This is a genomic window from Pseudomonas alcaligenes (assembly GCF_014490745.1).
Lineage (GTDB): Bacteria > Pseudomonadota > Gammaproteobacteria > Pseudomonadales > Pseudomonadaceae > Aquipseudomonas > Aquipseudomonas alcaligenes_C.
Window position 1 is genome coordinate 1,299,331 of sequence record NZ_LZEU01000001.1, and the last position, 21,931, is coordinate 1,321,261.

General features: G+C 65.6%; 19 protein-coding genes and 2 tRNA genes. 13 read left to right on the top strand and 8 right to left on the bottom strand.

Annotation, left to right across the window (positions count from 1 at the left end):
* Positions 1–18 precede the first annotated feature (18 nt).
* Complete coding sequence (gene cysZ, locus A9179_RS05765; RefSeq protein WP_187804880.1) at positions 19–768, bottom strand: sulfate transporter CysZ; 750 nt, start codon at positions 766–768, stop codon at positions 19–21.
* 33 nt (positions 769–801) lie between these two features.
* On the bottom strand, positions 802–2,721 hold the full coding sequence (locus A9179_RS05770; protein WP_187804881.1) for a sensor domain-containing diguanylate cyclase: 1,920 nt from the start codon (positions 2,719–2,721) through the stop codon (positions 802–804).
* A 272-nt stretch (positions 2,722–2,993) separates the two neighbouring features.
* Here A9179_RS05770 and trxB point away from each other — a divergent pair, with 272 nt between their 5' ends.
* Positions 2,994–3,941 (top strand): thioredoxin-disulfide reductase, encoded by a 948-nt coding sequence (gene trxB / locus A9179_RS05775; protein WP_187804882.1) that lies wholly within the window; start codon positions 2,994–2,996, stop codon positions 3,939–3,941.
* A 62-nt stretch (positions 3,942–4,003) separates the two neighbouring features.
* Here the strand turns inward: trxB and A9179_RS05780 are convergent, their stop codons facing one another.
* Positions 4,004–4,702, bottom strand: coding sequence for a pirin family protein (locus A9179_RS05780; RefSeq protein ID WP_187804883.1), 699 nt, complete (start codon positions 4,700–4,702; stop codon positions 4,004–4,006).
* A 141-nt stretch (positions 4,703–4,843) separates the two neighbouring features.
* Entirely contained in the window at positions 4,844–8,314 is a 3,471-nt protein-coding gene (locus tag A9179_RS05785; RefSeq protein ID WP_187804884.1) for a hybrid sensor histidine kinase/response regulator, read from the bottom strand.
* A 252-nt stretch (positions 8,315–8,566) separates the two neighbouring features.
* Between A9179_RS05785 and A9179_RS05790 the strand changes: the two genes are divergently transcribed.
* The 5 genes from A9179_RS05790 (at position 8,567) to A9179_RS05810 (ending at position 13,061) form a co-directional block, all read left to right on the top strand.
* Positions 8,567–9,136: a GNAT family N-acetyltransferase gene (locus A9179_RS05790; protein WP_187804885.1), complete on the top strand. Its 570-nt coding sequence runs from the start codon at positions 8,567–8,569 to the stop codon at positions 9,134–9,136.
* A 2-nt stretch (positions 9,137–9,138) separates the two neighbouring features.
* Complete coding sequence (locus tag A9179_RS05795; RefSeq protein WP_187804886.1) at positions 9,139–9,966, top strand: helix-turn-helix transcriptional regulator; 828 nt, start codon at positions 9,139–9,141, stop codon at positions 9,964–9,966.
* A gap of 73 nt (positions 9,967–10,039) precedes the next feature.
* On the top strand, positions 10,040–10,750 hold the full coding sequence (locus A9179_RS05800; protein WP_187804887.1) for an AzlC family ABC transporter permease: 711 nt from the start codon (positions 10,040–10,042) through the stop codon (positions 10,748–10,750).
* Positions 10,750–11,079, top strand: coding sequence for an AzlD domain-containing protein (locus A9179_RS05805; RefSeq protein WP_187804888.1), 330 nt, complete (start codon positions 10,750–10,752; stop codon positions 11,077–11,079). Before A9179_RS05800 ends, A9179_RS05805 begins: the two co-directional genes overlap by 1 nt.
* Positions 11,080–11,186: 107 nt before the next feature.
* Positions 11,187–13,061, top strand: coding sequence for a 1-acyl-sn-glycerol-3-phosphate acyltransferase (locus A9179_RS05810; RefSeq protein WP_187804889.1), 1,875 nt, complete (start codon positions 11,187–11,189; stop codon positions 13,059–13,061).
* Positions 13,062–13,112: 51 nt separating this feature from the next.
* Here the strand turns inward: A9179_RS05810 and sugE are convergent, their stop codons facing one another.
* On the bottom strand, positions 13,113–13,427 hold the full coding sequence (sugE, locus tag A9179_RS05815) for a quaternary ammonium compound efflux SMR transporter SugE (protein WP_187804890.1): 315 nt from the start codon (positions 13,425–13,427) through the stop codon (positions 13,113–13,115).
* A 309-nt stretch (positions 13,428–13,736) separates the two neighbouring features.
* Complete coding sequence (rdgC, locus tag A9179_RS05820; RefSeq protein WP_187804891.1) at positions 13,737–14,657, bottom strand: recombination-associated protein RdgC; 921 nt, start codon at positions 14,655–14,657, stop codon at positions 13,737–13,739.
* Between the two features lie 159 nt (positions 14,658–14,816).
* Between rdgC and A9179_RS05825 the strand changes: the two genes are divergently transcribed.
* From A9179_RS05825 to A9179_RS05855, 7 genes are all read left to right on the top strand, one after another.
* A tRNA-Val gene (locus A9179_RS05825) sits at positions 14,817–14,892 on the top strand.
* 14 nt (positions 14,893–14,906) lie between these two features.
* A tRNA-Asp gene (locus tag A9179_RS05830) sits at positions 14,907–14,983 on the top strand.
* A gap of 224 nt (positions 14,984–15,207) precedes the next feature.
* Positions 15,208–15,924 carry an FKBP-type peptidyl-prolyl cis-trans isomerase gene (locus A9179_RS05835; protein ID WP_187804892.1) on the top strand — a complete coding sequence of 239 codons (717 nt, stop codon included), beginning with the start codon at positions 15,208–15,210 and terminating at the stop codon, positions 15,922–15,924.
* 372 nt (positions 15,925–16,296) lie between these two features.
* Positions 16,297–16,707, top strand: coding sequence for a DUF1232 domain-containing protein (locus A9179_RS05840; protein ID WP_187804893.1), 411 nt, complete (start codon positions 16,297–16,299; stop codon positions 16,705–16,707).
* 136 nt (positions 16,708–16,843) lie between these two features.
* Positions 16,844–17,161, top strand: coding sequence for a helix-turn-helix domain-containing protein (locus tag A9179_RS05845; protein WP_187804894.1), 318 nt, complete (start codon positions 16,844–16,846; stop codon positions 17,159–17,161).
* Entirely contained in the window at positions 17,158–17,523 is a 366-nt protein-coding gene (locus A9179_RS05850) for a hypothetical protein (RefSeq protein ID WP_187804895.1), read from the top strand. Before A9179_RS05845 ends, A9179_RS05850 begins: the two co-directional genes overlap by 4 nt.
* Entirely contained in the window at positions 17,523–17,990 is a 468-nt protein-coding gene (locus A9179_RS05855; protein ID WP_187804896.1) for a sel1 repeat family protein, read from the top strand. Before A9179_RS05850 ends, A9179_RS05855 begins: the two co-directional genes overlap by 1 nt.
* Positions 17,991–17,992: 2 nt before the next feature.
* Here the strand turns inward: A9179_RS05855 and A9179_RS05860 are convergent, their stop codons facing one another.
* Positions 17,993–19,753 carry a bifunctional diguanylate cyclase/phosphodiesterase gene (locus A9179_RS05860; RefSeq protein ID WP_187804897.1) on the bottom strand — a complete coding sequence of 587 codons (1,761 nt, stop codon included), beginning with the start codon at positions 19,751–19,753 and terminating at the stop codon, positions 17,993–17,995.
* An 82-nt stretch (positions 19,754–19,835) separates the two neighbouring features.
* The gene (locus A9179_RS05865) at positions 19,836–21,914 is read right to left on the bottom strand and encodes a carboxy terminal-processing peptidase (protein WP_187804898.1); all 2,079 of its coding nucleotides are present in this window, start codon (positions 21,912–21,914) and stop codon (positions 19,836–19,838) included.
* Positions 21,915–21,931: the final 17 nt, after the last annotated feature.

The following is a 21,931-nucleotide window of genomic DNA, read 5'->3' on the forward strand; positions in this document are numbered from 1 at the left end:
GCCACGGTGACGGCGAGGTTACCGGGTTGTGACGGCGCCAGCCTCGCGCTCGCGCACCCAGAACAGAGTAGCGCCGGCCACCGCAGCCGGCATCACCAGTATGTTGACGAAGGGGATCAGCAGCGCCACATATACCGCGCCGCCGAAGCCCAGGCTCTGCCAGCGTTTCTCGCGCAGCCAGGCGAGCATATCGTCCCAGCTGACCTTGTTGTTGTCGCAGGGGTAGTCGATGTATTGCACAGCCATCATCCACACGCCGAACAGGATCCACAACGGCGCGGCGATCAAGTTGAGCACTGGGACAAAGGTGAGAATCAGCAGGGGAATGGCGCGTGGCAGGAAGTAGGCCAGCTTGCGCAGCTCGCGGCCGAGGGTGCGCGGCACCATGGCGGTCAGTTCGGCCCAGCTGAAGGGCGGGAAGTCGTCGCGCCCGCGCAGCACCACTTCGACCTTCTCGGCGAGGAAGCCGTTGAACGGCGCGGCGATGATGTTGGCCAGCAGGGTGAAGCTGAAGAACATCACCAGCAGTACCAGCAGCACGAACAGCGGCCAGATGATGTAGGCGAGGAAGCTCAGCCAGTCCGGCAGGCTGGGCATGAAGGCGTCGACCCAGCCGCCGAACTGCTGGACGGCGAGACCGATCAGGCCGATGAACAGCAGGGTATTGATCGCCAGCGGCAGCAGCACGAACAGGCGCAGGCCGGGGCTCATAACCAGTTTCAGGCCTTCGCCCAGGTAGTGCGGGCCGGAGAGGGCGGGAGCGGGCATGGGGGTCTTCCTTGCGACGAGTTCGCGCCGACCTTACCGGCTTTGCGAAGTCGAAGAAAGTGGCTCCGGCTGGTACAGGCAGGCGCGGTTGCGCTGCTGCTTGGCCTGGTACATGGCGCGGTCGGCGGCCTTGTTGAGAGTCTCCGCGGTGTCGGCATGCTCGGGGAACAGGGCGATGCCGATACTCGGGGTTACAAAGTCGATGCACAGCTCGCCGAGCTGGGCCGGGGTCTGCAGCACGGCGAGCAGGCGCTCGGCCAGTTTCAGCGCTACCTCACGGCCGGTGTCCGGCAGGAGCAGGGTGAACTCGTCGCCGCCCAGGCGGTAGACCCGGTCGGGTTGGCGCATGGCACCGCGCAGGCGCTCGGCGATGTTCTGCAGCAGGGCGTCGCCGACATCGTGGCCGTACTGGTCGTTGACCTGCTTGAAGCGATCCAGATCCAGGTACAGCAGGGCCAGCGGGCTATCCAGGTGGCGGCTCTGTTCGAGCAGCAGGCTCAGGCGTTCGGCGAAGGCCTTGCGGTTGCCCAGGCCGGTCAGCGAGTCCCGGTAGGCCATGTCGAGCAGCTGGTTCTGGTAGACCATCTGGTCGGTGATGTCGCGCAGGATGCCGCGGTAGCCGATGAACTGGCCGCTGCTGTCGTGGATCAGCGATAGCCGGGCCTCGTAGTGGCCCCAGCTGCCGTCGCGGCGTTCCAGGGGCGCGGCGAAACGGTCGTTGCCGTCGAGGTCGCCGCTGCGCGCCTTGACCAGCCGCTCGCGGGCGCGGGGGATGTCGTCCTGCAACAGCAGTTTCTCGAAGGACTGCTGCAGCAACTCCGTTTCGCTGTAGCCGAGCATCTGGCACAGGGCGCGGTTGGCGGCGAGGATGACCCCGATCGCATCCAGTTCGAAGTAGCCATCCTGGATCGCATCGAGGATCTGGCGGTCGCGTGCTTCGCTCTGTTCCAGGCGTTCGAGCATGCGGTTGGCCTCGCTGGCCAGTTGGCCGAGTTCGTCCTGGCCGTTGTCGCTGAGGCGCTGGTGCGCGGAATCCGGGCCGATGGCATTCATCTCGCGGTTCATCCGCAATACCCGGTGCAGGATCAGGCGCTCCAGGCCCAGGTAGATCAGCAACCAGGCGAGCAGGCCGATGCCGCTGCTCAACAGCAGGAAAATGGCGATGGTTTGGCGCCCATCCTGGTAGAGGCGGCGCTCCTTGGTCAGCTCCAGCAGCAGCTCGGGTTCACCGAGGTTGTTGCTGAACAGCAGGCGCCGCTGTTGTTGCTTGTCGTCGGGCAGCAGCCGGGGGCTGACCTGGAGCGGATTAAGGTTGTGCTCGCTGGCGGGGAGCTGCTGCCAGCCGGCCTGCGTACCATCCGGCAGGAGAAAGCGCAGCTCGGCATTGATCCGTGATTGCACCTGTTCGACGCGTTCCCTGTCGATGAAGTAGCCGGCAATCAGGGTGCCGCGCGGTTTCAGGCTGCCTTCGCTGTTGCTGATCGGGCTCATGGCCAGCACCACGGGCACGCCTTGCACCACGACGAATTGCCCGGTGAGCCCGCCGCTACCGTGCTGGCGCAAGCGTTTGCTCAGGCTGAGGATATTGGCGCGTAGTGTCTGATGGTCGTCCGGGCGTTGGTTGCCGAGCACCCATAGCTCCGGCAGATCCGGCGGCTGCCATTGTTCGGCGTAGACCCGCTCCTGCACGTCGAGGAAGACCATGAAGTCCAGATCCATCAGGCGCATGGCCTCGGTGTCCATGTTGCTGCGCATGAAGTCCGGGTTGTAGTTCTGCAGGAAGGCGTAGCTGTCATCCCACTGGCCATAGCCGAGCACCAGGTCGCGGGTACGTTTGAGATTGTCTTCCAGCAGGTTGCGCAGGCGTTTGACTTCGGTGTCCAGCAGGGCGCTGTCCTGGCGATCGAAGCGGTTGAGCAGGAGTTGTTGCGAGAGCACAAGGGCGCTGCTCAAGACCAGCACAAGCAAAGGGCCAAACAACCAGAACAGACGTTTGCGCAGGGTCATACCGGTCAACTGCCTGCGTGGCGGGTGTTCGTTCAGTATAGCAAGGGGGGTAGCGGCTCCCGCCGGGATAGCGGTGGTCTATCGGCGGCATAAGCAATCGCCATTTTCGCAATGGCGGGGGCCTGGGTAGGCTGGCGGCCATTCACTTCCCGGGGCCGTTCGCGTCTATCCAGCCCTCCCCAGGGCTGGGCACGCTGCCCTTCTATCTGGAGTAGGCCATGTCCGCAATTCGCCATTCCCGCGTGATCATCCTCGGTTCCGGCCCTGCCGGTTACAGTGCCGCAGTGTATGCCGCGCGCGCCAACCTCAAGCCGCTGCTGATCACCGGCATCCAGGCCGGCGGCCAGCTGACCACCACCACCGAGGTCGACAACTGGCCGGGCGACCCCCATGGCCTGACCGGGCCGGCGCTGATGCAGCGCATGCAGGAGCACGCCGAGCGCTTCGAGACCGAGATCGTCTTCGACCATATCAATGCGGTGGATCTGGCCGGGCGGCCATTCATCCTGACCGGCGACAGTGGTACCTACAGCGCCGATGCACTGATCATTGCTACCGGCGCCAGCGCCCGTTACCTGGGGCTGCCTTCGGAAGAGGTGTTCATGGGCAAGGGCGTGTCCGCCTGCGCCACCTGCGATGGCTTCTTCTACCGCAATCGCCCGGTGGCGGTGGTCGGTGGCGGCAACACGGCGGTGGAAGAGGCGCTGTACCTGGCCAATATCGCCAGCAAGGTGACCCTGGTGCACCGTCGCGAGACCTTCCGTGCCGAGAAGATCCTGCAGGACAAGCTGCAGGCGCGCATCGCCGAGGGTAAGATCGAGCTGCGCCTCAACGCCGAAGTGGATGAAGTGCTGGGCGATGCCAGCGGAGTCACCGGCGTGCGCTTGCGGCACAACGATGGTGCCAGCAGCGAGCTGCAGGTGGACGGCCTGTTCGTCGCCATTGGCCACACCCCCAACACCTCGCTGTTCGAGGGCCAGCTGGCGCTGAAAGACGGCTATCTGGTGGTCAACGGCGGGCGTGATGGCAATGCCACCGCCACCAACATCCCCGGCGTGTTCGCCGCCGGCGACGTGGCCGACTCGGTGTACCGCCAGGCCATCACCTCGGCCGGTGCCGGCTGCATGGCGGCGCTGGATGTGGAGCGTTATCTCGACGCCCTGTAATTAGTCTTGCGGGCACAAAAAAAGCGGGCCAGTGGCCCGCTTTTTTGTCGTTGCGCCCGGGATCAGGCGACTTCCACCAGGATCACTTCACTGTCTTCGACGGCGGTGACCCGTACCACTTCCTCGCCGGCGATAGCTACGCCATCACGCTCGGCGGCGCGCACGCCGTTGACCTCGATCAGGCCTTTGGCTGGCACCAGGTAGCCTTTGCGCAGGCGGCCCAGCGGGTACTCGGCGCTTTGCCCGGCCTGCAGCGTGGCAGCTACCAGACGGGCGTCGGCACGGATGCGCAGGGCGTCGCCGTCATCCTCGCTGCCGCTGGCCAGTACCACGAACTGCCCGGCCCGCTCGCCTTTGGGGAACGGCTTGGCGCCCCAGGACGGCGCCTTGCCGAACTGATCGGGGATGACCCAGATCTGGAAGATCTTGGTGGTCACGTCCTCCAGGTTGTACTCGGAGTGGGCGATACCGGTGCCGGCGCTCATCACCTGCACGTCACCGGCCTCGGTGCGACCCTGGTTGCCCAGGTTGTCGCGGTGAGTGATGGCGCCTTCACGGACATAGGTGATGATTTCCATGTCGTGGTGCGGGTGCGGCGGGAAGCCGCTGTGCGGGGCGATCTCGTCGTCGTTCCACACGCGCAGCTTGCCCCAGTTGGCCCGCTGGGCGTTGTGGTACTCGGCGAAGGAGAAGTGGTGGCGAGCGTTCAGCCAACCGTGCTGGGCATGGCCCAGGCTGTTGAAAGGACGTACGTCGATCATGACGGTGCTCCATCTGCTGCAACGTGGAATTACGCTGCAGTGGCGTTGGAGTGAATGATCTATCGATTTTGTATTGATAAAAAGCGCAAAAACTCCGTCATTAAAATCGATTTAATTGATACTTTTCGGCGCGACTCAGGCTCAGGCCAGCGGCAGATGGCGGCTGATCAGCGCGCGCAGCACCGCCGGCTTGACCGGTTTGGCCAGGTAATCGAGACCGGCGGCGTGCACTGCGGCGACCAGCTCCGGGCGGCCGTCGGCGCTGATCACCACGCCGGGCAGCGGCTCGCCCAGGCGCGTGCGTAGCCAGGCCATCAGCTCGGTGCCGGTGTCACCTTCGTCCAGGTGGTAGTCGACCAGGGCCAGTTGCGGGCGCACGTCCTCGTCCAGCAGGTGCTCGCATTCCAGGCGGTTGCGCGCTGTCCACACCTGGCAACCCCAGCGCGACAGCAGGCTGTGCATACCGGTGAGGATGCTGTCCTCGTTGTCGATGCACAGCACCTGGGCGCCGCTCAGGGCATGGCCATTGGTTTCCGCAGCTGGGCGTGGCGCGGCGACGGCAGCCTGCCGGGCCAGTGGCACGCTGACGCTGAATACGCTGCCCTTGCCCGGCCAGGAGCGCACGTCGAGGCGGTGGCCGAGCACCCGGCACAGTCCGTCGGCAATCGCCAGGCCCAGGCCCAGGCCTTTCTCGGCGCGGGTCTGGTGGCTGTCCAGGCGCTTGAACTCCTCGAAGATCACCTTGCGCTTGTCCTCGGGGATGCCGAGGCCGCGATCCCAGACTTCCAGGCGCAGGTTGCCGCCCTCGCGGCGCACGCCGAGCAATACGTGGCCCTTGGCGTAGCGGAAGGCATTGGTGAGGAAGTTCTGCAGCACCCGGCGCAGCAGGCGCGGGTCGCTTTCGATGCGCAGGCGGCTGCCGCGCAGGCGGAAGTCGACGCCCTGTTCCTGGGCCAGCACCTTGAATTCGGCACCGAGGGCGTCGAACAGGCTGCCGAGAGCAAAGGCGCTGATATCCGGGGCGATACGGCCGTTTTCCAGGCGCGAGATATCCAGCAGGTCGGTAATCAGGTCTTCGGCCGAACGCAGCGAGCTGTCCAGGTGGCGCACCAGTTCCTGGGCCTCGCGCGGCAGGGCTTCCTGCTGGTGGGAGAGGGCGGCGGAGAACAGCCGCGCAGCGTTCAGTGGCTGCATCAGGTCGTGGCTGACGGCGGCGAGGAAGCGGCTCTTCGACTGGTTGGCGCTTTCCGCCACGCCCTTGGCCTCGCCCAGTTCCTGGTTGAGCTGGGACAGCTCGCGAGTGCGCTCGTCGACCCGCTGTTCGAGGCCTTCGTTGGCTTCCTTGAGGTCGTGCTCAGCGCGGCGGAAGGCGGTGATGTCGGTGAAGCTCATGACGAAACCGCCGCCGGGCATGGGGTTGCCGATCAGCTCGATGACCCGGCCATTGGGAAACAGCCGCTCGGAGGTGTGCGCCTTGCCCTGGCGCATCCAGTACAGGCGCTTGCTGACGTGCGCCTCGACATCGCCGGGGCCACACAGGCCGCGCTCGGCGTTGTAGCGGATGATGTCGGCGATCGGCCGGCCGACGCCGATCAGCCCTTCGGGGTACTCGAACAACTCCTGGTAGCGGCGGTTCCAGGCCACCAGGCGCAGCGACTGGTCGACCACGCTGATGCCCTGGGTGATGTTCTCGATCGCCCCCTGCAGCAGGGCGCGGTTGAACTGCAGCACCTCGCTGGCCTCGTCGACGATGCGCACCACATCCTCGACCTGCATCTCGCGGCCTTCGATGGCCGCGCGCACCACGGCGCGAGTGCTGGAGGCACCGAGCACGCCGGCGAGCAGGCGCTCGGTGTGGGCGATCCATTCGCTGTCGGCGTTCTGGCTGGGGTTGAAGGGCCTGTCCTGCTGGTAGGCGAAGCGCACGAAGCTCTGCCGCGTGCGGTCTTCACCGACGAAGCGCGCGGCCAGCTGCATCAGGTCGGCCACCTGCACGGCCAGCAGGTTGCGCGAGCTGGGCTTGGCCGCCAGTTCCTGGCCGATGAAGCGCCCGGCCTGCCAGTGCTCGGAAACCCGCGAGCGGGTGAACCAGGACACCCAGGCGAACAGCAGGAAGTTGCCGGTCAGCGACAGCACCACGCCGCGGGTCAGCGGGTCGATGTCGAAGCCGACCGGGTAATACAGCAGCTCCGGCAGCAGCGGGAAGCTGTCCAGCGACCAGCGCAGGCCGCCGGCCACCAGCGGCAGCACCAGGGTGTAGAACCACAGCGCGCAGCCGGCGGCCAGGCCGGCGAACACGCCGCGGCGGTTGGCCTGCTTCCACAGCAGGGCGCCGAGCATGGCCGGGGCCAGCTGGCTGATGGCGGCGAACGACAGCTGGCCGATGGTGGCCAGGCTGGCGTTGGTGCCGAGCAGGCGGTAGCACACGTAGGCCAGCAGCAGGATCACCACGATGCTCACCCGCCGCGCACTGAGCATCCAGTGGCGGAAGGCCTCGAACGGCCGCTCGGCGCTCTGCCGGCGCAGCAGCACCGGCAGCAGCATGTCGTTGGAGACCATGGTCGACAGCGCCACCGCCTCGACGATGACCATGCCGGTGGCCGCCGAGGCACCGCCGATAAAGGCCAGCAGGGCCAGGGCCGGATGCGCTTCGGCCAGCGGCAGGCTGATGACGAAGGAGTCCGGCGCCACGCCAGCCGGCAGCAACAGTTGGCCGGCCAGGGCGATGGGAATGACGAACAACGCGGCCAGCAGCAGGTACGTCGGGAACACCCAGCGTGCCAGGCGCAGATCCTTGGACTCGATGTTTTCCACCACGGCGACGTGGAACTGGCGTGGCAGGCAGACGATGGCGGTCATCGCCAGGCCGGTCTGCACCAGCATCGCCGGCCAGCTCAGGGTCTGCTGCCAGAAGTCCTGCAGGGCGGGAGCCTGGCGGGCCTGGCCAAGCAGGTCGTCGAAGCCGTCGAACAGGCCCCAGGTGACGAAGGCGCCGACGGCGAGGAAGGCCAGCAGCTTGACCAGCGATTCGAAGGCGATGGCCAGCACCATGCCACGGTGGTGCTCGGTGACATCCAGGCTGCGGGTGCCGAACAGCACGGTGAACAGGGCCAGCACCAGCGACACGATCAGCGCGGTGTCCTGGGCGCGGGTCGGGCTCGGCGTGGCGCCGATCAGCAGGTTGACGCCGAGCACGATGCCCTTCAGCTGCAGGGCGATGTAGGGCAGCACGCCGACCAGGCAGATCAGCGCCACCACCACCGCCAGGGCCTGCGACTTGCCGTAGCGGGCGGCGATGAAGTCGGCGATCGAGGTGATGTTCTCCTGCTTGCTGATCATCACCATCTTCTGCACCACCCAGGGGGCGAACAGCAGCAGCAGGATCGGCCCCAGGTAGATCGGCAGGAACGACCACAGCTCGCCGGCGGACTGGCCGACCGCGCCGAAGAAGGTCCAGCTGGTGCAGTACACCGCCAGCGACAGGCTGTAGACCCAGGCGCGCATGCGCGGCGGCAGGGGCGTGCGGCGGCGGTCGCCATAGAAGGCGATACTGAACAGGGTGGCCATGTAGGTCATGGCGACCAGGGCGATCAATCCGCCGGACAGCGACATGCGAACTCCACGGGCAGGGCGCAGGCAACCGACGGGCGCAGTGGCCGGCCGGTTCGGCAAAGGGGCCGGAGGCTTCCGGCTTTTATCCAGTCTCGCACGTCATGGCCATGGCGTCAGGACGACCAAGGTCGCACTGGCCTTGAGCGGCCTGCCGCGGCCTGTTAGCGTGCGCGATCCTGGCCTGTCGGCCAGCATTTGTCCCGCGATCTTTTTGCCGTCAGCCTGTCTGATGTTGTTTTACGGAGCCTGACGATGTTCAACCCGCATCCCATTACCTTGCAGCAGGGCGCCTTGCGCCTAGAGCCGCTGCGCGAAGCCGATCTGCCGGGCTTGCTGGCGCTGGCCGAGGCCAACCGCGAGGCCCTGCAGTTCATCAGTGGCGCCTCGCGCCCGGATTGGTACCGCGATGCACTGGCTGGGCAGCGTGCTCAGCGCGCCGTGGTCTTCACCATTCGCCTGGCCGGCCAGCTGGTTGGCACCACGCGCTTCTGCGCCTTCGACGCCACCCTGCCGGCTGCCGAGCTGGGCTACACCTGGCTGGACAGCCGCGAGCACGGCCGCGGCCTCAACGCCATGATCAAGTACCTGTTGCTGCGCTACGCCTTCGAGGAGTGGCAACTGGTGCGGGTGCAGCTGCAGACGGCGGCGAGCAATGGCCGCGCCCAGGCGGCTCTGGACAAGCTCGGTGCCAGCCGCGAAGGCGTGCTGCGCAATCACTGCCGGCTGGCCGACGGCCGCCTCGACGACAGCCTGCTGTACAGCATCACCGACCGCGAGTGGCCGCAGGTCAAACGTCAGCTGGAGGCGCGCTTCGGCGCCTGAACATGGCCGCGACGCGCGAGCAGACCCGTTTCTGGCAGGCCGAGGGCGTGACCGGCGTCGAGCTGTTGCACGCCCACTATGTGCAGCAGCGCTTCGCCCCGCATGTGCACGAGGGCTTCGTATTCACCGTGATCGAGGCCGGTGCCCAGCGCTTTCGCCATCGTGGCAGCGACCACCTGGCGCCGGTGGGCAGCATGGTGCTGATCAACCCGGATGAGTTGCACACCGGTTCCAAGGCCCATGACGAAGGCTGGCGCTACCGCGCCTTCTACCCGGACAACCGCCAGGTGCTGGGCGTGCTCGACGAACTGGGCCTGGCCGCTGGCGGCATGCCGGCATTCGCCGCCAGCGTGCTGCAGGATCCCGAACTGCATGCCTGTTTCGCCGGCCTGCACCGTCTGCTGGATGGCGGCGCCAGTGTGTTGCAGCAGCAGACCGCCTGGCGCGAGGCGATCCTGCTGCTGTTCCAGCGCCATGCGCGCATTGCCACGCCGGCAGCGGCGGGGCGCGAGCCGCAGGCGGTGGCCTTGGCCAAGGAGCTGCTGGGCAGCTGCCTGGCCGAGCCGCCGTCGCTGGAGGAGCTGGCGACGGCGGTCAATCTGTCGCCGTTCCACTTCGCCCGGGTGTTCCGCCGTGCCACCGGCCTGCCGCCGCACGCCTGGCTCAAGCAGCGCCGCCTGGAGCAGGCGCGCGCGCTGCTCAAGTCCGGCTGCGCGCCGTTGGCGGTGGCCATGCAGCTGGGCTTTGCCGACCAGAGCCACCTGAACCGCCAGTTCAAGCAGGCCTATGGCGTTGCCCCGGGCGAGTACCGCAAGGCCTGCCTCGGCTGAGCACACGCTGCGCAAGATTGTTCAATACCGCGACTGCTGCGGCGGGCTAGCCTTCTTCGCTCAAGGAGGTTCCATGTCCCGTCACCACGAATTCTTCCAGGCCATGCGCGATATGCTGCCGATGCTGCTCGGCGCCATGCCGTTCGGCATCATCTATGGCAGCCTGGCCGGCGCCGCCGGGCTCACGCCCTGGCAGACCCTCGGCATGTCGGTGCTGGTGTTCGCCGGCTCGGCGCAGTTCATCGCCATCAGCCTGCTCGGCGGCGGCGCCACCCTGGCCGTGCTGTGGCTGACCACCCTGGTGGTCAACCTGCGCCACGCCCTGTACAGCGCCAGCCTGCAGCCCTTCGTGCGCCACCTGCCCAAGCGCTGGCGGGTGCCGCTGGCCTTCTGGCTGACCGACGAGGCCTTCGCCGTGGTGCAGCAGCGCTATGCCGAGAGCGATACCTCGCCGCACAAGCACTGGTATTTCCTCGGAGCGGCGCTGGCGATGTACATCAACTGGCTGGCCTGCACTCTGATCGGCCTGGTATTCGGCCAGGCGGTGCCGAACATCGCTGCCTGGGGCCTGGACTTCGCCATGCTCGCCACCTTCATCGGCATCGTCGTGCCGGTGCTGCGCAACCGCCCGCAGGTGGCGGCGGCGCTGGTGGCTGGCGGCGTGGCCCTGGCCTGCCACGCGCTGCCCTACAAACTCGGCCTGATGGCCGCCGCCTGCGCCGGCATTGTCGTCGGCGTGGTGCTGGAGCGTCGTTACCGTCTGCTGCAGGATGAGGTGTTCTGATGGACAACTGGCTACTGATCTTCGGCATGCTGGCGATCACCTTCGCCACCCGCTACAGCCTGTTCGCCTTCCCCGACCTGCGCTTCCCGCCGCTGGTGCGCCAGGGCCTGCATTACGTGCCCACCGCCGTGCTCACCGCCATCGTGGTGCCCGGCATGCTGCTGCCGGATGGCAAGACCTTGGCCCTGACGCTGGACAACGCCTACCTGCTGGCCGGCCTGGTGACCATCGCCATCGCCGCCCTGAGCCGCAATCTGCTGGCGACCATCGGCGGCGGTTTGTTGGTGTTCTTCCTGCTGCGCTGGGCGCTGGGGCAGATGCCGCTCTAGTCCTTTGGCAGGCACTGCCGAAAGCCGCACGCGGGTGTGGCTTTGTCAGGGGCAGATGCTGTCCAATGCAGGACGGTGTTTGCCTCTCTGACACAGGTACAAGGACGATGACCCAACACTCGCAATTCGCCCTGCTCGGCACTCGGCGTTTCCTGCCGTTCTTCGTGACCCAGCTGCTCGGCGCCTTCAACGACAACGTGTTCAAGCAGGGCCTGATCTTCGTCGTGCTGTTCGGCATGGCGTTCTCCGACAAGCAGGGCAGCCTGCTGGTGAACTTCTGCCACCTGCTGTTCATCCTGCCGTTCTTCCTGTTCTCCGCCCTGGGCGGGCAGTTCGGCGAGAAGTTCGCCAAGGACGCGCTGATCCGCATGATCAAGCTGGCCGAGATCGGCATCATGCTGGTCGGCGCCCTGGGCTTCTTCTACAACAACCTCTACCTGCTGTTGCTGGCGCTGTTCGGCATGGGTACCCACTCGGCGCTGTTCGGCCCGGTGAAGTACTCGATCCTGCCGGCGACCCTGCGTGAAGAGGAGCTGGTGGGCGGCAACGCCCTGGTGGAGATGGGCACCTTCCTGGCCATCCTGGCTGGCACCATCAGTGCCGGGCTGATCATGTCCGACAGCCATTCCGCCGGCCTGGTGTCGACCGCCATCGTGCTGGTGGCCGGCCTCGGCTACGCCGCCAGCCGGCAGATCCCGCGGGCAGCGGCGGCCATGCCGGAGCTGCCGCTGGACTGGAACATCTTCCGCCAGACCTGGGCTACCGTGCGCCTGGGCCTCGGCCAGCGTCCGGCGGTGTCGCGCTCGCTGCTGGGCAACTCCTGGTTCTGGTTCCTTGGCTCGATCTACCTGGCGCAGATCCCGGCCTACGCCAAGGAGCTGCTGCACGGCGACAAGAGCGTGATCACCCTGATCCTCACCGTGTTCTCGGTGGGTATAGCCCTAGGTTCGGTGCTGTGCGAGAAGCTCTCCGGACGCAAGGTGGAGATCGGCCTGGTGCCGTTCGGCTCGATCGGCATGACCCTGTTCGGCGTGCTGCTGTGGTGGCACTCCAGCGGCTTCCCGGCAGCCGAGGCGGCTCATGACTGGCTGGGCCTGCTGGGCATTGGTCAGGCCTGGTGGATTCTCGCCGACATCTTCGGCATCGGCGTGTTCGGCGGCTTCTACATCGTGCCGCTGTATGCGCTGATCCAGTCGCGCACGGCGGAGACCGAGCGAGCCCGGGTGATCGCCGCCAACAACATCCTCAACGCGCTGTTCATGGTGGTCTCGGCGCTGGTTGCCATGCTCCTGCTGAGCGTGGCCGGGCTGAGCATCCCCGAGCTGTTCCTGGTGGTGTCGCTGATGAACCTGGCGGTCAACACCTACATCTTCAAGATCGTTCCCGAGTTCACCATGCGCTTCCTCATCTGGATGCTCAGCCACTCGATGTACCGGGTGCGCCACGAGGGCCTGGAGGCGATCCCCGACGAGGGCGCGGCGGTACTGGTGTGTAACCACGTGTCCTTCGTCGATGCGTTGCTGATCGGCGGGGCAGTGCGCCGCCCGGTGCGTTTCGTCATGTACTACAAGATCTACCAGCTGCCGGTGCTCAACTTCATCTTCCGTACCGCCGGCACCGTGCCGATCGCCGGACGCAGCGAGGACGAGCAGATCTACGAGCAGGCTTTCGCGCGCATCGCCGAATATCTGGCGGCAGGCGAGGTGGTGTGCATCTTCCCCGAAGGCAAGCTGACCACCAGCGGCGAGATCGACGAGTTCAAGGCCGGGGTGGAGCGCATCCTCGCGGCCAACCCGGTGCCGGTGATTCCCATGGCGCTGCAGGGCTTGTGGGGCAGCTTCTTCAGCCGCGACCCGAGCAAGGGGCTGTTCCGCCGTTTCTGGTCGCGCGTCACCCTGGTGGCGGGCCAGCCGCTACCGGCGGACACTGGCCGACTGGTGCTGCAGGAGCAGGTCAGCCAGCTGCGTGGTGCTGTTCGTTGATCATGCCGGCATGAAAAAGCCCGCCAATCGGCGGGCTTTTTTGTGCCTGACTCAATGGCTGAGCTTGAGGCCGAGTAGCCCGGCGACGATCAGGCCGACGCTGAGCAGGCGCATGAGCGCCATGGACTCGCCGAACAGGATGATCCCGGCGATCACCGTGCCGATGGCGCCGACGCCGGTCCAGATCGCATAGGCGGTGCCCAGCGGCAGTTCCTTCATGGCTAGGCCGAGCAGGGCCAGGCTGAGGATCATGGCGCCCACGGTGAGCAGGGTAGGGATGGGGCGAGTGAAACCGTCGGTGTATTTCAGGCCGACGGCCCAGCCGACTTCGAACAGGCCGGCGAGAAACAGGATGATCCAGGACATAAGGTGCTCCGCGTACTGCTAAGGGATAGCGGGCCGTCCCGGATGAATACTCGAAAGGAGTCGCAGGGTCGTCCCTGCTCTGTGCGTTATTTTGCACAAGCCCCTGCACAGGGCAAGCTCAGTGGGATGAGCGGGCCCTGGCAGGTGTTGCCAAAGGTCTCCGCAGACCCCGTCTACGGCCTCCTGACTGTCGGCCAGGCAGCGTTAAAAGCAGCCTCGGAATGCTCATTTACAGCTCGTAAACTGCGCTTCCTCGGCCGCTTTTTCCTTGCCTGGCTTTAATTCAGAAGGCCGTAAACAGGTTCTGGGTCAGATACCCTCGGGGATTTCCTCGCCGCCCAGGGCCTCGAACAGCGCCGGCAGGAAGTCGCAGAAGGTCAGCATCATCAGGGTGAAGCTGGCATCCAGTTGGCCGAGGTTGTCGTCGCCGCCATCCTGGGCCGCCTGATCCTGCAGCAGGTCTTCGAAGCGCAGGCGCTTGACCACCAGCTTGTCGTCGAGGACGAAGGACAGCTTGTCCTGCCAGGCCAGGGACAGCTGGGTAACCAGCTTGCCGGCCGACAGGTGCAGCTGGATTTCCTCGCTGGTCAGATCCTGGCGCTTGCAGCGCACCACGCCGCCATCTTCGTTGACGTCGCGCAGTTCGCACTCGTCGAGCACGAAGAAGTCCGCGGCGGCCTGCTGCGCCTTGACCCAGTCGGTCATGGTGGCGGTCGGTGCCATCTTCACGCTCAGCGGGCGCACCGGCAGCGAGCCCATGACTTCACGCAGGGTCGACAGCAGGTCTTCGGCACGCTTGGCGCTGGCCGAGTCGACCAGAATCAGGCCGAGCTTGGGGGCGATGGCGGCGAAGGTGGCCGAGCGGCGCACGAAGGCGCGTGGCAGGAAGGACATGACGATCTCGTCCTTGAGCTGATCGCGCTCCTTCTTGTAGACCTTGCGCATCTGCTCGGCTTCGATCTGCTCGACCTTTTCCTTCAGGGCATCGCGCACCACGCTACCGGGGAGGATGCGTTCTTCCTTGCGCGCGGCCACCAGCAGGAAGTCGCCACTGACATGCACCAGCGGGGCGTCACCGCCCTTGCCGAAGGGCGCGATAAAGCCGTAGGTGGTCAGCTCCTGGCTGGCGCAGGAACGGGCCAGTTTGGTGGCCAAGGCCGCCTCGAGCGCTTCGGCGTCGAACGGCACGTCCTGGGTCAGGCGATAGACAAGCAGGTTGCGGAACCACATGGGGGCGACACTCCAATTACGCAAAGCGCGCATTATTCTCTGCCGGGGGCGATTGGCCAACCCATCGCTAAGCCTTTGGAACGCCTGCAAAATTTTTTTAAAAAAGAGCTTGCCAAGGTTCGGGTCGCTCTCTAGAATGCGCCCCACTTCGAGAGTGAAGGGTGATTAGCTCAGCCGGGAGAGCATCTGCCTTACAAGCAGAGGGTCGGCGGTTCGATCCCGTCATCACCCACCATCTCGCAGTTACGCGCAGCGGTAGTTCAGTCGGTTAGAATACCGGCCTGTCACGCCGGGGGTCGCGGGTTCGAGTCCCGTCCGCTGCGCCATATATAAGCCTTGGTTAGACTGAAGACCAAGACTGGAAGAAACGACCGAAAGGTCGTTTTTTTTTGCCTGCGATTTTTCCCCGCCATCAGGCCGCCGACTTTCGTCGTCGCCGGCTGAACTAATCCGTTTGCCAGGGTTCCTAAAGTGCCGTAGCCAGTGCTTGGCGCAGACTGCTAAGCTCGCGCTTTCTCTCCGGCCCTCGCGGCTATAACAAGGATCAAGCATGAAACAACATCGTCTGGCGGCTGCGGTTGCCCTGGTGGGCCTGGTACTGGCTGGTTGCGACTCGCAGACCAGCAATGTGGAACTCAAGACCCCGGCGCAGAAAGCCTCCTACGGCATCGGCCTGAATATGGGCAAGAGCCTGTCCCGCGAAGGCATGGACGATCTGGATCCCAAGGCTGTGGCCCTGGGCATCGAAGATGCCATCGGCAAGAAAGACGCGAAGATCAAGGATGAGGAGCTGGCCGAGGCCTTCGCCTTCCTGCAGAAGCGTTCCGAAGAACGCATGGCCAAGCTCAACGAGGAGTCGGCCCAGGCTGGCAAGAAGTTCCTCGAAGAAAACGGCAAGAAAGAGGGCGTGGTAACCACCAAGTCCGGCCTGCAGTATGAAGTCGTGAAGAAAGCCGACGGCGCCCAGCCGAAAGCCACCGACGTGGTGACCGTTCACTACGAAGGCAAGCTGACTGACGGTACCGTGTTCGACAGCTCCATCGAGCGTGGCAGCCCGATCGACCTGCCGGTCAGCGGCGTGATCCCGGGTTGGGTCGAAGGCTTGCAACTGATGCACGTTGGCGAGAAGTACAAGCTGTACATCCCCAGCGAACTGGCCTACGGCGCCCAGAGCCCGAGTCCGCAGATTCCGGCCAACTCGGTACTGGTCTTCGACCTCGAGCTGATCGCGATCAAGGATCCGGCCGCTGCCCCGGCTGCCCAGTAAGCCTTAGCATGCTGTTTTGCCAGCGCCCCGCTTAGTCGGGGCGTTGTCGTTTATGGGGTTCGGCAAAGGCTGGGGGCGCTCGACCTAGCAGTCGAAAAAGGGGGCTTATGCTGTGTGGGTGTTACGCTTATGCACATTGTGCCGGTTACCTGCCTTGTCACGACTGTTACAGTTTTCCCGAGCAATGCTCGGTCAGTAACCATTTGATTTTAATGATTTTTTTAGAGTGAGCAAAAAGTATCCGATCTGTCGTAAGGCCGCGTGGCGTGGGCATTTGCCAGGCGTGTTAGTGTTCTGTGCACAGGGTTATCCACAGCATTGGTGGATAACCAGGGCGGGCCCTTAAGGCATGCGGTTTGGCGGAGTGTGGGCATGAATATTGGCGAAAACCTGACGCGTTACCTGGCACCGGCCTCCCGCCTGCTAGCGGGGCGGCGGCTGCCCGTTTTGCTCTTGGCGGTGGCGCGCAAGGCGCGGGATGCGGGGCAGTTGCGTAGCGATCTGCAGCGTCTGTTGGGGCTGTGCATGGCCTGGTGGCGAGGCGAGTATCGCGCGATCAATGCGCAGGCCTTGCTCAGCGTGGTGGCCGGCCTGGTGTATTTCCTCACGCCGCTGGATGCCGTGCCGGACTGGCTGCTGGGTGCCGGGCTGCTCGACGATCTCGCCGTGCTGGCCTGGATCATGCGCACCTGGGCGGCAGAGCTGCAGGCCTATGAGGACTGGCGTGCGCAGCAGGACGCCACGCAGCTGCAACGTATCGAGCGTCTGCCGGCTGCGGGATAAGGGCGGCGGCCGAGGAGCGTGGCATGGCTCGCACGGCTGCACGGCAGGGCTGACCCAAGCCGGGGCAGGACTGTTAAGATGGCCTCTAGCAAGGGAGTGCCGGGTCAATCGGCACTGCTGTCCACGGAGAGTGGTAATGAGTGTGCAAGTGATCACCCGCAACGGTGAGCCCGAATATGCGGTATTACCCTGGAGCGAGTACCAGGCCCTGTTACAAGCTGCCGATCAAGGCCAGTGCGAGGTCGCAGAGCTGACAGACAGCGTGGCGGCCTTCAGTGAGCTGGCCAACCTGCGCGAAGCGCGGGGCATGTCCCAGGCCGACCTGGCGCGTGCGGTAGGGATCAGCCCGCACTACCTCAATCTGTTCGAGAGCGGCGAGCGTGTCCCCGACGGCGCTGTGCTGCGCGCCCTGGGACGAGTGCTCGGCGTGGCATCCTGGGAGCAGGCTTCTTGAGCGTGCGCATCCACCGCCAGCATTGGCAGGCGCTGCTGGGTGAGCTCGAGGATGCCCGTCGCCAGCGCCATCTGCTGACCTACCGTGCCCTGGTCGAGCGCCTGCAGCTGCCGACCCCGGCGATGCAGACCCTGACTGCCGCCCTCGAACACCTGGCGGCCCTGGATGCCAAGGCCGAGCGCCCGCTGCGCAGTGCCCTGGTAATCAGTCAGGGGGCCAGTCGCCTGCCGCGTACCGGCTTCTTCGAATGTGCCGCCCGCCTCGGGCGCTTTGCCGGGCCGTCCGACGGCATCGCCGCCGCCTCCTGGCATGCGGCCGAAGTGGCGCGGGTCTTCGAGTTCAGTTACCCCGAGGAAGCCTGATGCTCTGGCGTATCCGGGCCCGCTGCGGCTACTGGCTGGCACGGCGCCTGCTGGGCTGGGGCTGGCTGGTGCGCCAGCCGCGGGCCTGGGCCTGGATGCAGGGGCAGTACGCGCGCATGGCTGCCTTGGGTGATGTGCCGGCGCAAAGTTTCTACGGTCATCTGCTGCTGTTTCGCGGCCACGGCCTGGGGGCTCGCGAGGAAGGCCTGCGCCTGCTGCGTGAGGCGGCCAAGGCTGGCGATGGCAAGGCCGCTTACCAGGTCGGGCAGTCTGCCCTGGTCGGGGACACCCGCCAGGCAGCGGATGCCGCCGAAGCGGCGCGCTGGTGGCAGCTGGCCGCCGCGGCTGGCCATCCCCTGGCGGCACAAAGACTGGCCCGGCTCTACCGCGAAGGTGGCCCTGGCCTGGCAGCTGACGCACAACTGGCCGAGCAGTTCGCCCGCCAGGCCAGCGCCCTGGGGCTGTGAACTCAGGCCGACAGACTGAGGCTGTCGAGAATATGCAGGCTGTAGCCGGGAATCGCCTTGGCGTGGCGCTTGGCTTCCGAGGCCAGGCCGGCCAGTTGGCTGGCATCGAGCTGCGCACAGCTCTGCGGATGCAGGTGCACCACGCCGATCGACAGTGACAGCAGCGGGAACTCCTCGCGCCGGCCCTGGCGGTTGTGGGCGACAAAGCAGCCGGCCTGCAGATGTTCGTCACGGTAGAAGCGCCGGCACTGGCCCTGGAAGTCTTCCAGCAGGTGGTTGAGGCGCTTGCGCCAGTCCGCCGAGCCCAGTACCAGCAGGAAGTCGTCGCCGCCGATATGGCCGACGAAGTCGCGGCTGGGGTCGACCCGTTCGCTCAGGCACTGCGCCAGGCACAGCAGCACCTCGTCGCCCTTGGCGTAGCCGTAGAGGTCATTGAACGGCTTGAAGCTGTCGATATCCACGTAGCACACCACCGCCTCGCGCCCCTGCTGCAACAGGCGGCTAAGGCACTGCTGGATCGGCACGTTGCCCGGTAGCAGGGTCAGCGGATTGGCGTGGCGGGCCTGCTGGATCTTGCGCTCGGTGATCAGCTTGAGCACGTCGATCACCCGGCCGAGGCCACGGTAACGGCCGTGCTGGGTGATGATGAAGTCTTCCTCCATGCGTTGCCGGGCGCGGCTGGTGAGCAGGCGGCTGACCTGCTGCAGTGACTGGCCGATATCCACGGCGAGGAAGTCGCTGCTCATCAGTCGGCTGATCGGCTTGCGCGCGAACAGGTCGGTGGCGAAGGGCTTGAGCAGCGCCTCGGAGAGCGAGTGGCGGTGCACGATGCCGACCGGCTGATCCTGTTCGTCGAGCACCGCCAGGGAGTTGAGGTTGGCCTGGGCGCGGAAGGCTTCCAGCACCTCGGCGGTGGCGGTGGCCTGGCTCACTGCCAGTTGCTCGTTGAGCAGGGCACTGAGGTCGGTGTTGTCTTCGCTGAGCGCCGTAGCAGTGCTTTCCAGGCGCGGCAGCAGCTTGTGCGCATCGCGCGGCGGCTGCTCCAGCGGGCGGCTGAGCAGGTAGCCCTGCACCAGATCCACGCCCATCTCGGTGAGCACGGCCAGCTCTTCCACCAGTTCGATGCCTTCGGCGATCACCTGGGCGCGCGAGGCCTTGGCCATCTTCAGGATCGAGCCGACGAACTCGCGCTTGACCGCATCCAGGTGAATGCCGTCGATGAAGTGGCGGTCGATCTTCACATAGTCCGGGCGCAGCTCCGACCACAGGCGCAGGCTGGAGTAGCCGGCGCCGAGGTCGTCGAGGGCGATGGAGAAGCCCATGGCGCGATAGTGGTGCAGGGCCGTGTCGAGCAGGCTGAAGTCATCGATCGGCGCCTGTTCGGTCAGCTCGATCACCACCTGATCCGGGCTGATGCCGAGATCCTGCAGCAGGCGCAGGGTGCGCCCCGGCTGGTGGCTGGGTTCCAGTAGGGATTCCGGCGAGACGTTGAGGAACAGCTTGCCGTCCAGTTGCAGCTCGCGGAAACGCCGGCAGGCGCTCTTGCGCGCGGCCAGTTCCAGCTCGCTCAGGCGCCCGGCATTGCGCGCCACGCTGAACAGGGCGATGGGAGCGTGCAGCGGGCTGTTGGACGGGCCGCGGGTCAGGGCCTCGTAGCCGAGGATGCGTCGCTCGGAGAGCGAGACTATGGGTTGGAACAGGCTGTGCAAGTCGCCGTGAGCGAGGATCAGACCCAGTGCGCTCAACTGCTCGGTGACGGTCATGGTGATTTCCGCTGAAAACAAAAGGGCCGGTATCGCTACCGGCCCTTCATTTCACGACAACGCTGTGACGCTTTGATGACCGTCAGTGCTTGGCCACCGAAGTGTGCAGGCCGAGGAAGTCGAGCAGGATATGGCCGCTCTCGGTGAGGTAGGCGTCGTCTTCCGGTTTGGTCTTCACCGGTTCCACGGGCGTGTCCTCGTCGGTCTCTTCCTTGATCTCCTTGAGCAGCTCCTTGCCCTTGGCCTTGCGGTTGGCATTCTCCAGGGCCAGCTGACGGGCTTCGATGTCGGCGTGCTGGGCACGGCGCTTCTGCTCGTTGAGGCTGACGCTGGTCTGCTTCAGCAGCTCCTGGGCCAGGGCCATGCGCTCGCGGGTCAGGACGAAGTCCGGATCGGTCTGGGTGCGGGCCTCATGGCGGTTCTGCAGTTCGGTGAGGAACGGCTTGTACGGATTGCTCTCCGGGCCGATGGCTGGCTTGATGCTGTCCCAGGGCATGGCCTCGGGCAGGGCGCTCTCGCCAATTTCCTTGGTGTCGACGGTGTTCGGGTAGGCGATGTCCGGCAGTACGCCCTGGTGCTGGGTGCTCTGCCCGGAAACCCGGTAGAACTTGGCCAGGGTCAGTTTCAGCTCGCCATGGTTGAGCGGCTGGATGGTCTGCACGGTGCCCTTGCCGAAGGTCTGGCCACCGAGGATCAGCGCGCGGTGGTAGTCCTGCATGGCGCCGGCGAAGATTTCCGAGGCGGAGGCGGACAGGCGATCGACCAGCACGGCCATCGGGCCGTCGTAGAACACGCCGGGTTCTTCGTCGGCCAGCACGTCGACCTCGCCGTCGCTGTTGCGTACCAGCACGGTCGGGCCCTGGTCGATGAACAGGCCGGTCAGTTCGGTGGCTTCCTGCAGGGAACCGCCGCCGTTGTCGCGCAGGTCGATGACCACGCCGTCGACCTGCTCCTTCTTCAGCTCGCCGAGCAGGCGCTTCACGTCGCGGGTGGTGCTCTTGTAGTTGGGATCCTGGGCGCGGTACGCCTTGAAGTCCAGGTAGAAGGCCGGGATGTGGATGATGCCGAGCTTGTAGTCGCGGCCTTCATGCTTGAGGGTGAGCACCGACTTCTGTGCGGCCTGGTCTTCCAGCTTGACCTCTTCGCGTACCAGCGAGACCACCTTGCTGGTCATGTCGTTGGGCGCGTTGCTGGCCGGGATCACTTCCACCCGTACCTTGGAGCCTTTCGGCCCGCGGATCAGCTTGACCACTTCGCCCAGGCGCCAGCCGATCACGTCAACCATTTCGCCATCGCCCTGGGCCACGCCGATGATCTTGTCGGCCGGGGCCAGCTGCTTGCTCTTCTCGGCCGGGCTGGCCGGGATCAGGCGGGCAATCTTGACGTACTCGTTGCCGCCTTCGAGGGCCGCGCCGATGCCCTGCACCGACAGGCTCATGTTGATGTCGAAGTTCTCCGCGCTTTCCGGAGACAGGTAGTTGGTGTGCGGGTCGTAGGTTTCCGAGAAGGCGTTGATATAAGCCTGGAACACGTCCTCGCTGTTGCTCTGGTCGAGGCGCTTGCGCTGGTTCTGGTAGCGCTTGAGCAGCAGCTCCTGGATGGCCTTGGGTTCCTTGCCGGCAATCTTCAGGCGCAGCACTTCGTCTTTCACGCGCTTGCGCCAGAGGTCGTCGAGTTCGGCGTTGTCCTTGGCCCAGGGCGCTTTCTCGCGGTCGACCAGCAGGTCTTCGTCGATGCTGAAGTCGAAATGCTCGACGCCGCTCTCGAGCAGGGCGATCGAATAGTCCAGGCGCTCCTGGGCACGCTGCAGGTAGCGCCGGTAGATGGTGAAACCGGGCTTCAGGTTGCCGCTCTTGAGGAAGTCGTCGAACTTGGTCTGCCACAGGTCGAATTCGGCGATGTCGGCGGCGTTGAAGTAGCTGCGCGCGGGGTCGAGCATCTTCAGGTAGCCGGCGTAGATCTTGGCCGAGCGGGCGTCATCCAGCGGCGGCTTGCTGTAGTGGTGCAGGCGCAGCAGCTCCACGACGTTCTGGCTGGCCCGTACCTGTTCGGCGGTGGGCTGCAGGTATTCCCAGTTTTCCGGGCCGGTCTTGGCCACCGCTGGCAGGGCCTGCAGGCCGATGAACAGGGCGAGTGCGCTGGTAGGAAGAAGACGCAGCATGGTGATTCGACGCGATG

Coding starts and splice junctions, on each gene's coding strand:
- A9179_RS05805 (WP_187804888.1), top strand. CDS start 10,750: ATGGACAACTGGCTACTGATCTTCGGCATGCTGGCGATCACCTTCGCC.
- trxB (WP_187804882.1), top strand. CDS start 2,994: ATGTCCGCAATTCGCCATTCCCGCGTGATCATCCTCGGTTCCGGCCCT.
- sugE (WP_187804890.1), bottom strand. CDS start 13,427: ATGTCCTGGATCATCCTGTTTCTCGCCGGCCTGTTCGAAGTCGGCTGG.
- A9179_RS05785 (WP_187804884.1), bottom strand. CDS start 8,314: ATGTCGCTGTCCGGCGGATTGATCGCCCTGGTCGCCATGACCTACATG.
- A9179_RS05835 (WP_187804892.1), top strand. CDS start 15,208: ATGAAACAACATCGTCTGGCGGCTGCGGTTGCCCTGGTGGGCCTGGTA.
- A9179_RS05840 (WP_187804893.1), top strand. CDS start 16,297: ATGAATATTGGCGAAAACCTGACGCGTTACCTGGCACCGGCCTCCCGC.
- A9179_RS05795 (WP_187804886.1), top strand. CDS start 9,139: ATGGCCGCGACGCGCGAGCAGACCCGTTTCTGGCAGGCCGAGGGCGTG.
- A9179_RS05845 (WP_187804894.1), top strand. CDS start 16,844: ATGAGTGTGCAAGTGATCACCCGCAACGGTGAGCCCGAATATGCGGTA.
- A9179_RS05780 (WP_187804883.1), bottom strand. CDS start 4,702: ATGATCGACGTACGTCCTTTCAACAGCCTGGGCCATGCCCAGCACGGT.
- A9179_RS05800 (WP_187804887.1), top strand. CDS start 10,040: ATGTCCCGTCACCACGAATTCTTCCAGGCCATGCGCGATATGCTGCCG.
- A9179_RS05860 (WP_187804897.1), bottom strand. CDS start 19,753: ATGACCGTCACCGAGCAGTTGAGCGCACTGGGTCTGATCCTCGCTCAC.
- cysZ (WP_187804880.1), bottom strand. CDS start 768: ATGCCCGCTCCCGCCCTCTCCGGCCCGCACTACCTGGGCGAAGGCCTG.
- A9179_RS05855 (WP_187804896.1), top strand. CDS start 17,523: ATGCTCTGGCGTATCCGGGCCCGCTGCGGCTACTGGCTGGCACGGCGC.
- A9179_RS05790 (WP_187804885.1), top strand. CDS start 8,567: ATGTTCAACCCGCATCCCATTACCTTGCAGCAGGGCGCCTTGCGCCTA.
- rdgC (WP_187804891.1), bottom strand. CDS start 14,657: ATGTGGTTCCGCAACCTGCTTGTCTATCGCCTGACCCAGGACGTGCCG.
- A9179_RS05865 (WP_187804898.1), bottom strand. CDS start 21,914: ATGCTGCGTCTTCTTCCTACCAGCGCACTCGCCCTGTTCATCGGCCTG.
- A9179_RS05810 (WP_187804889.1), top strand. CDS start 11,187: ATGACCCAACACTCGCAATTCGCCCTGCTCGGCACTCGGCGTTTCCTG.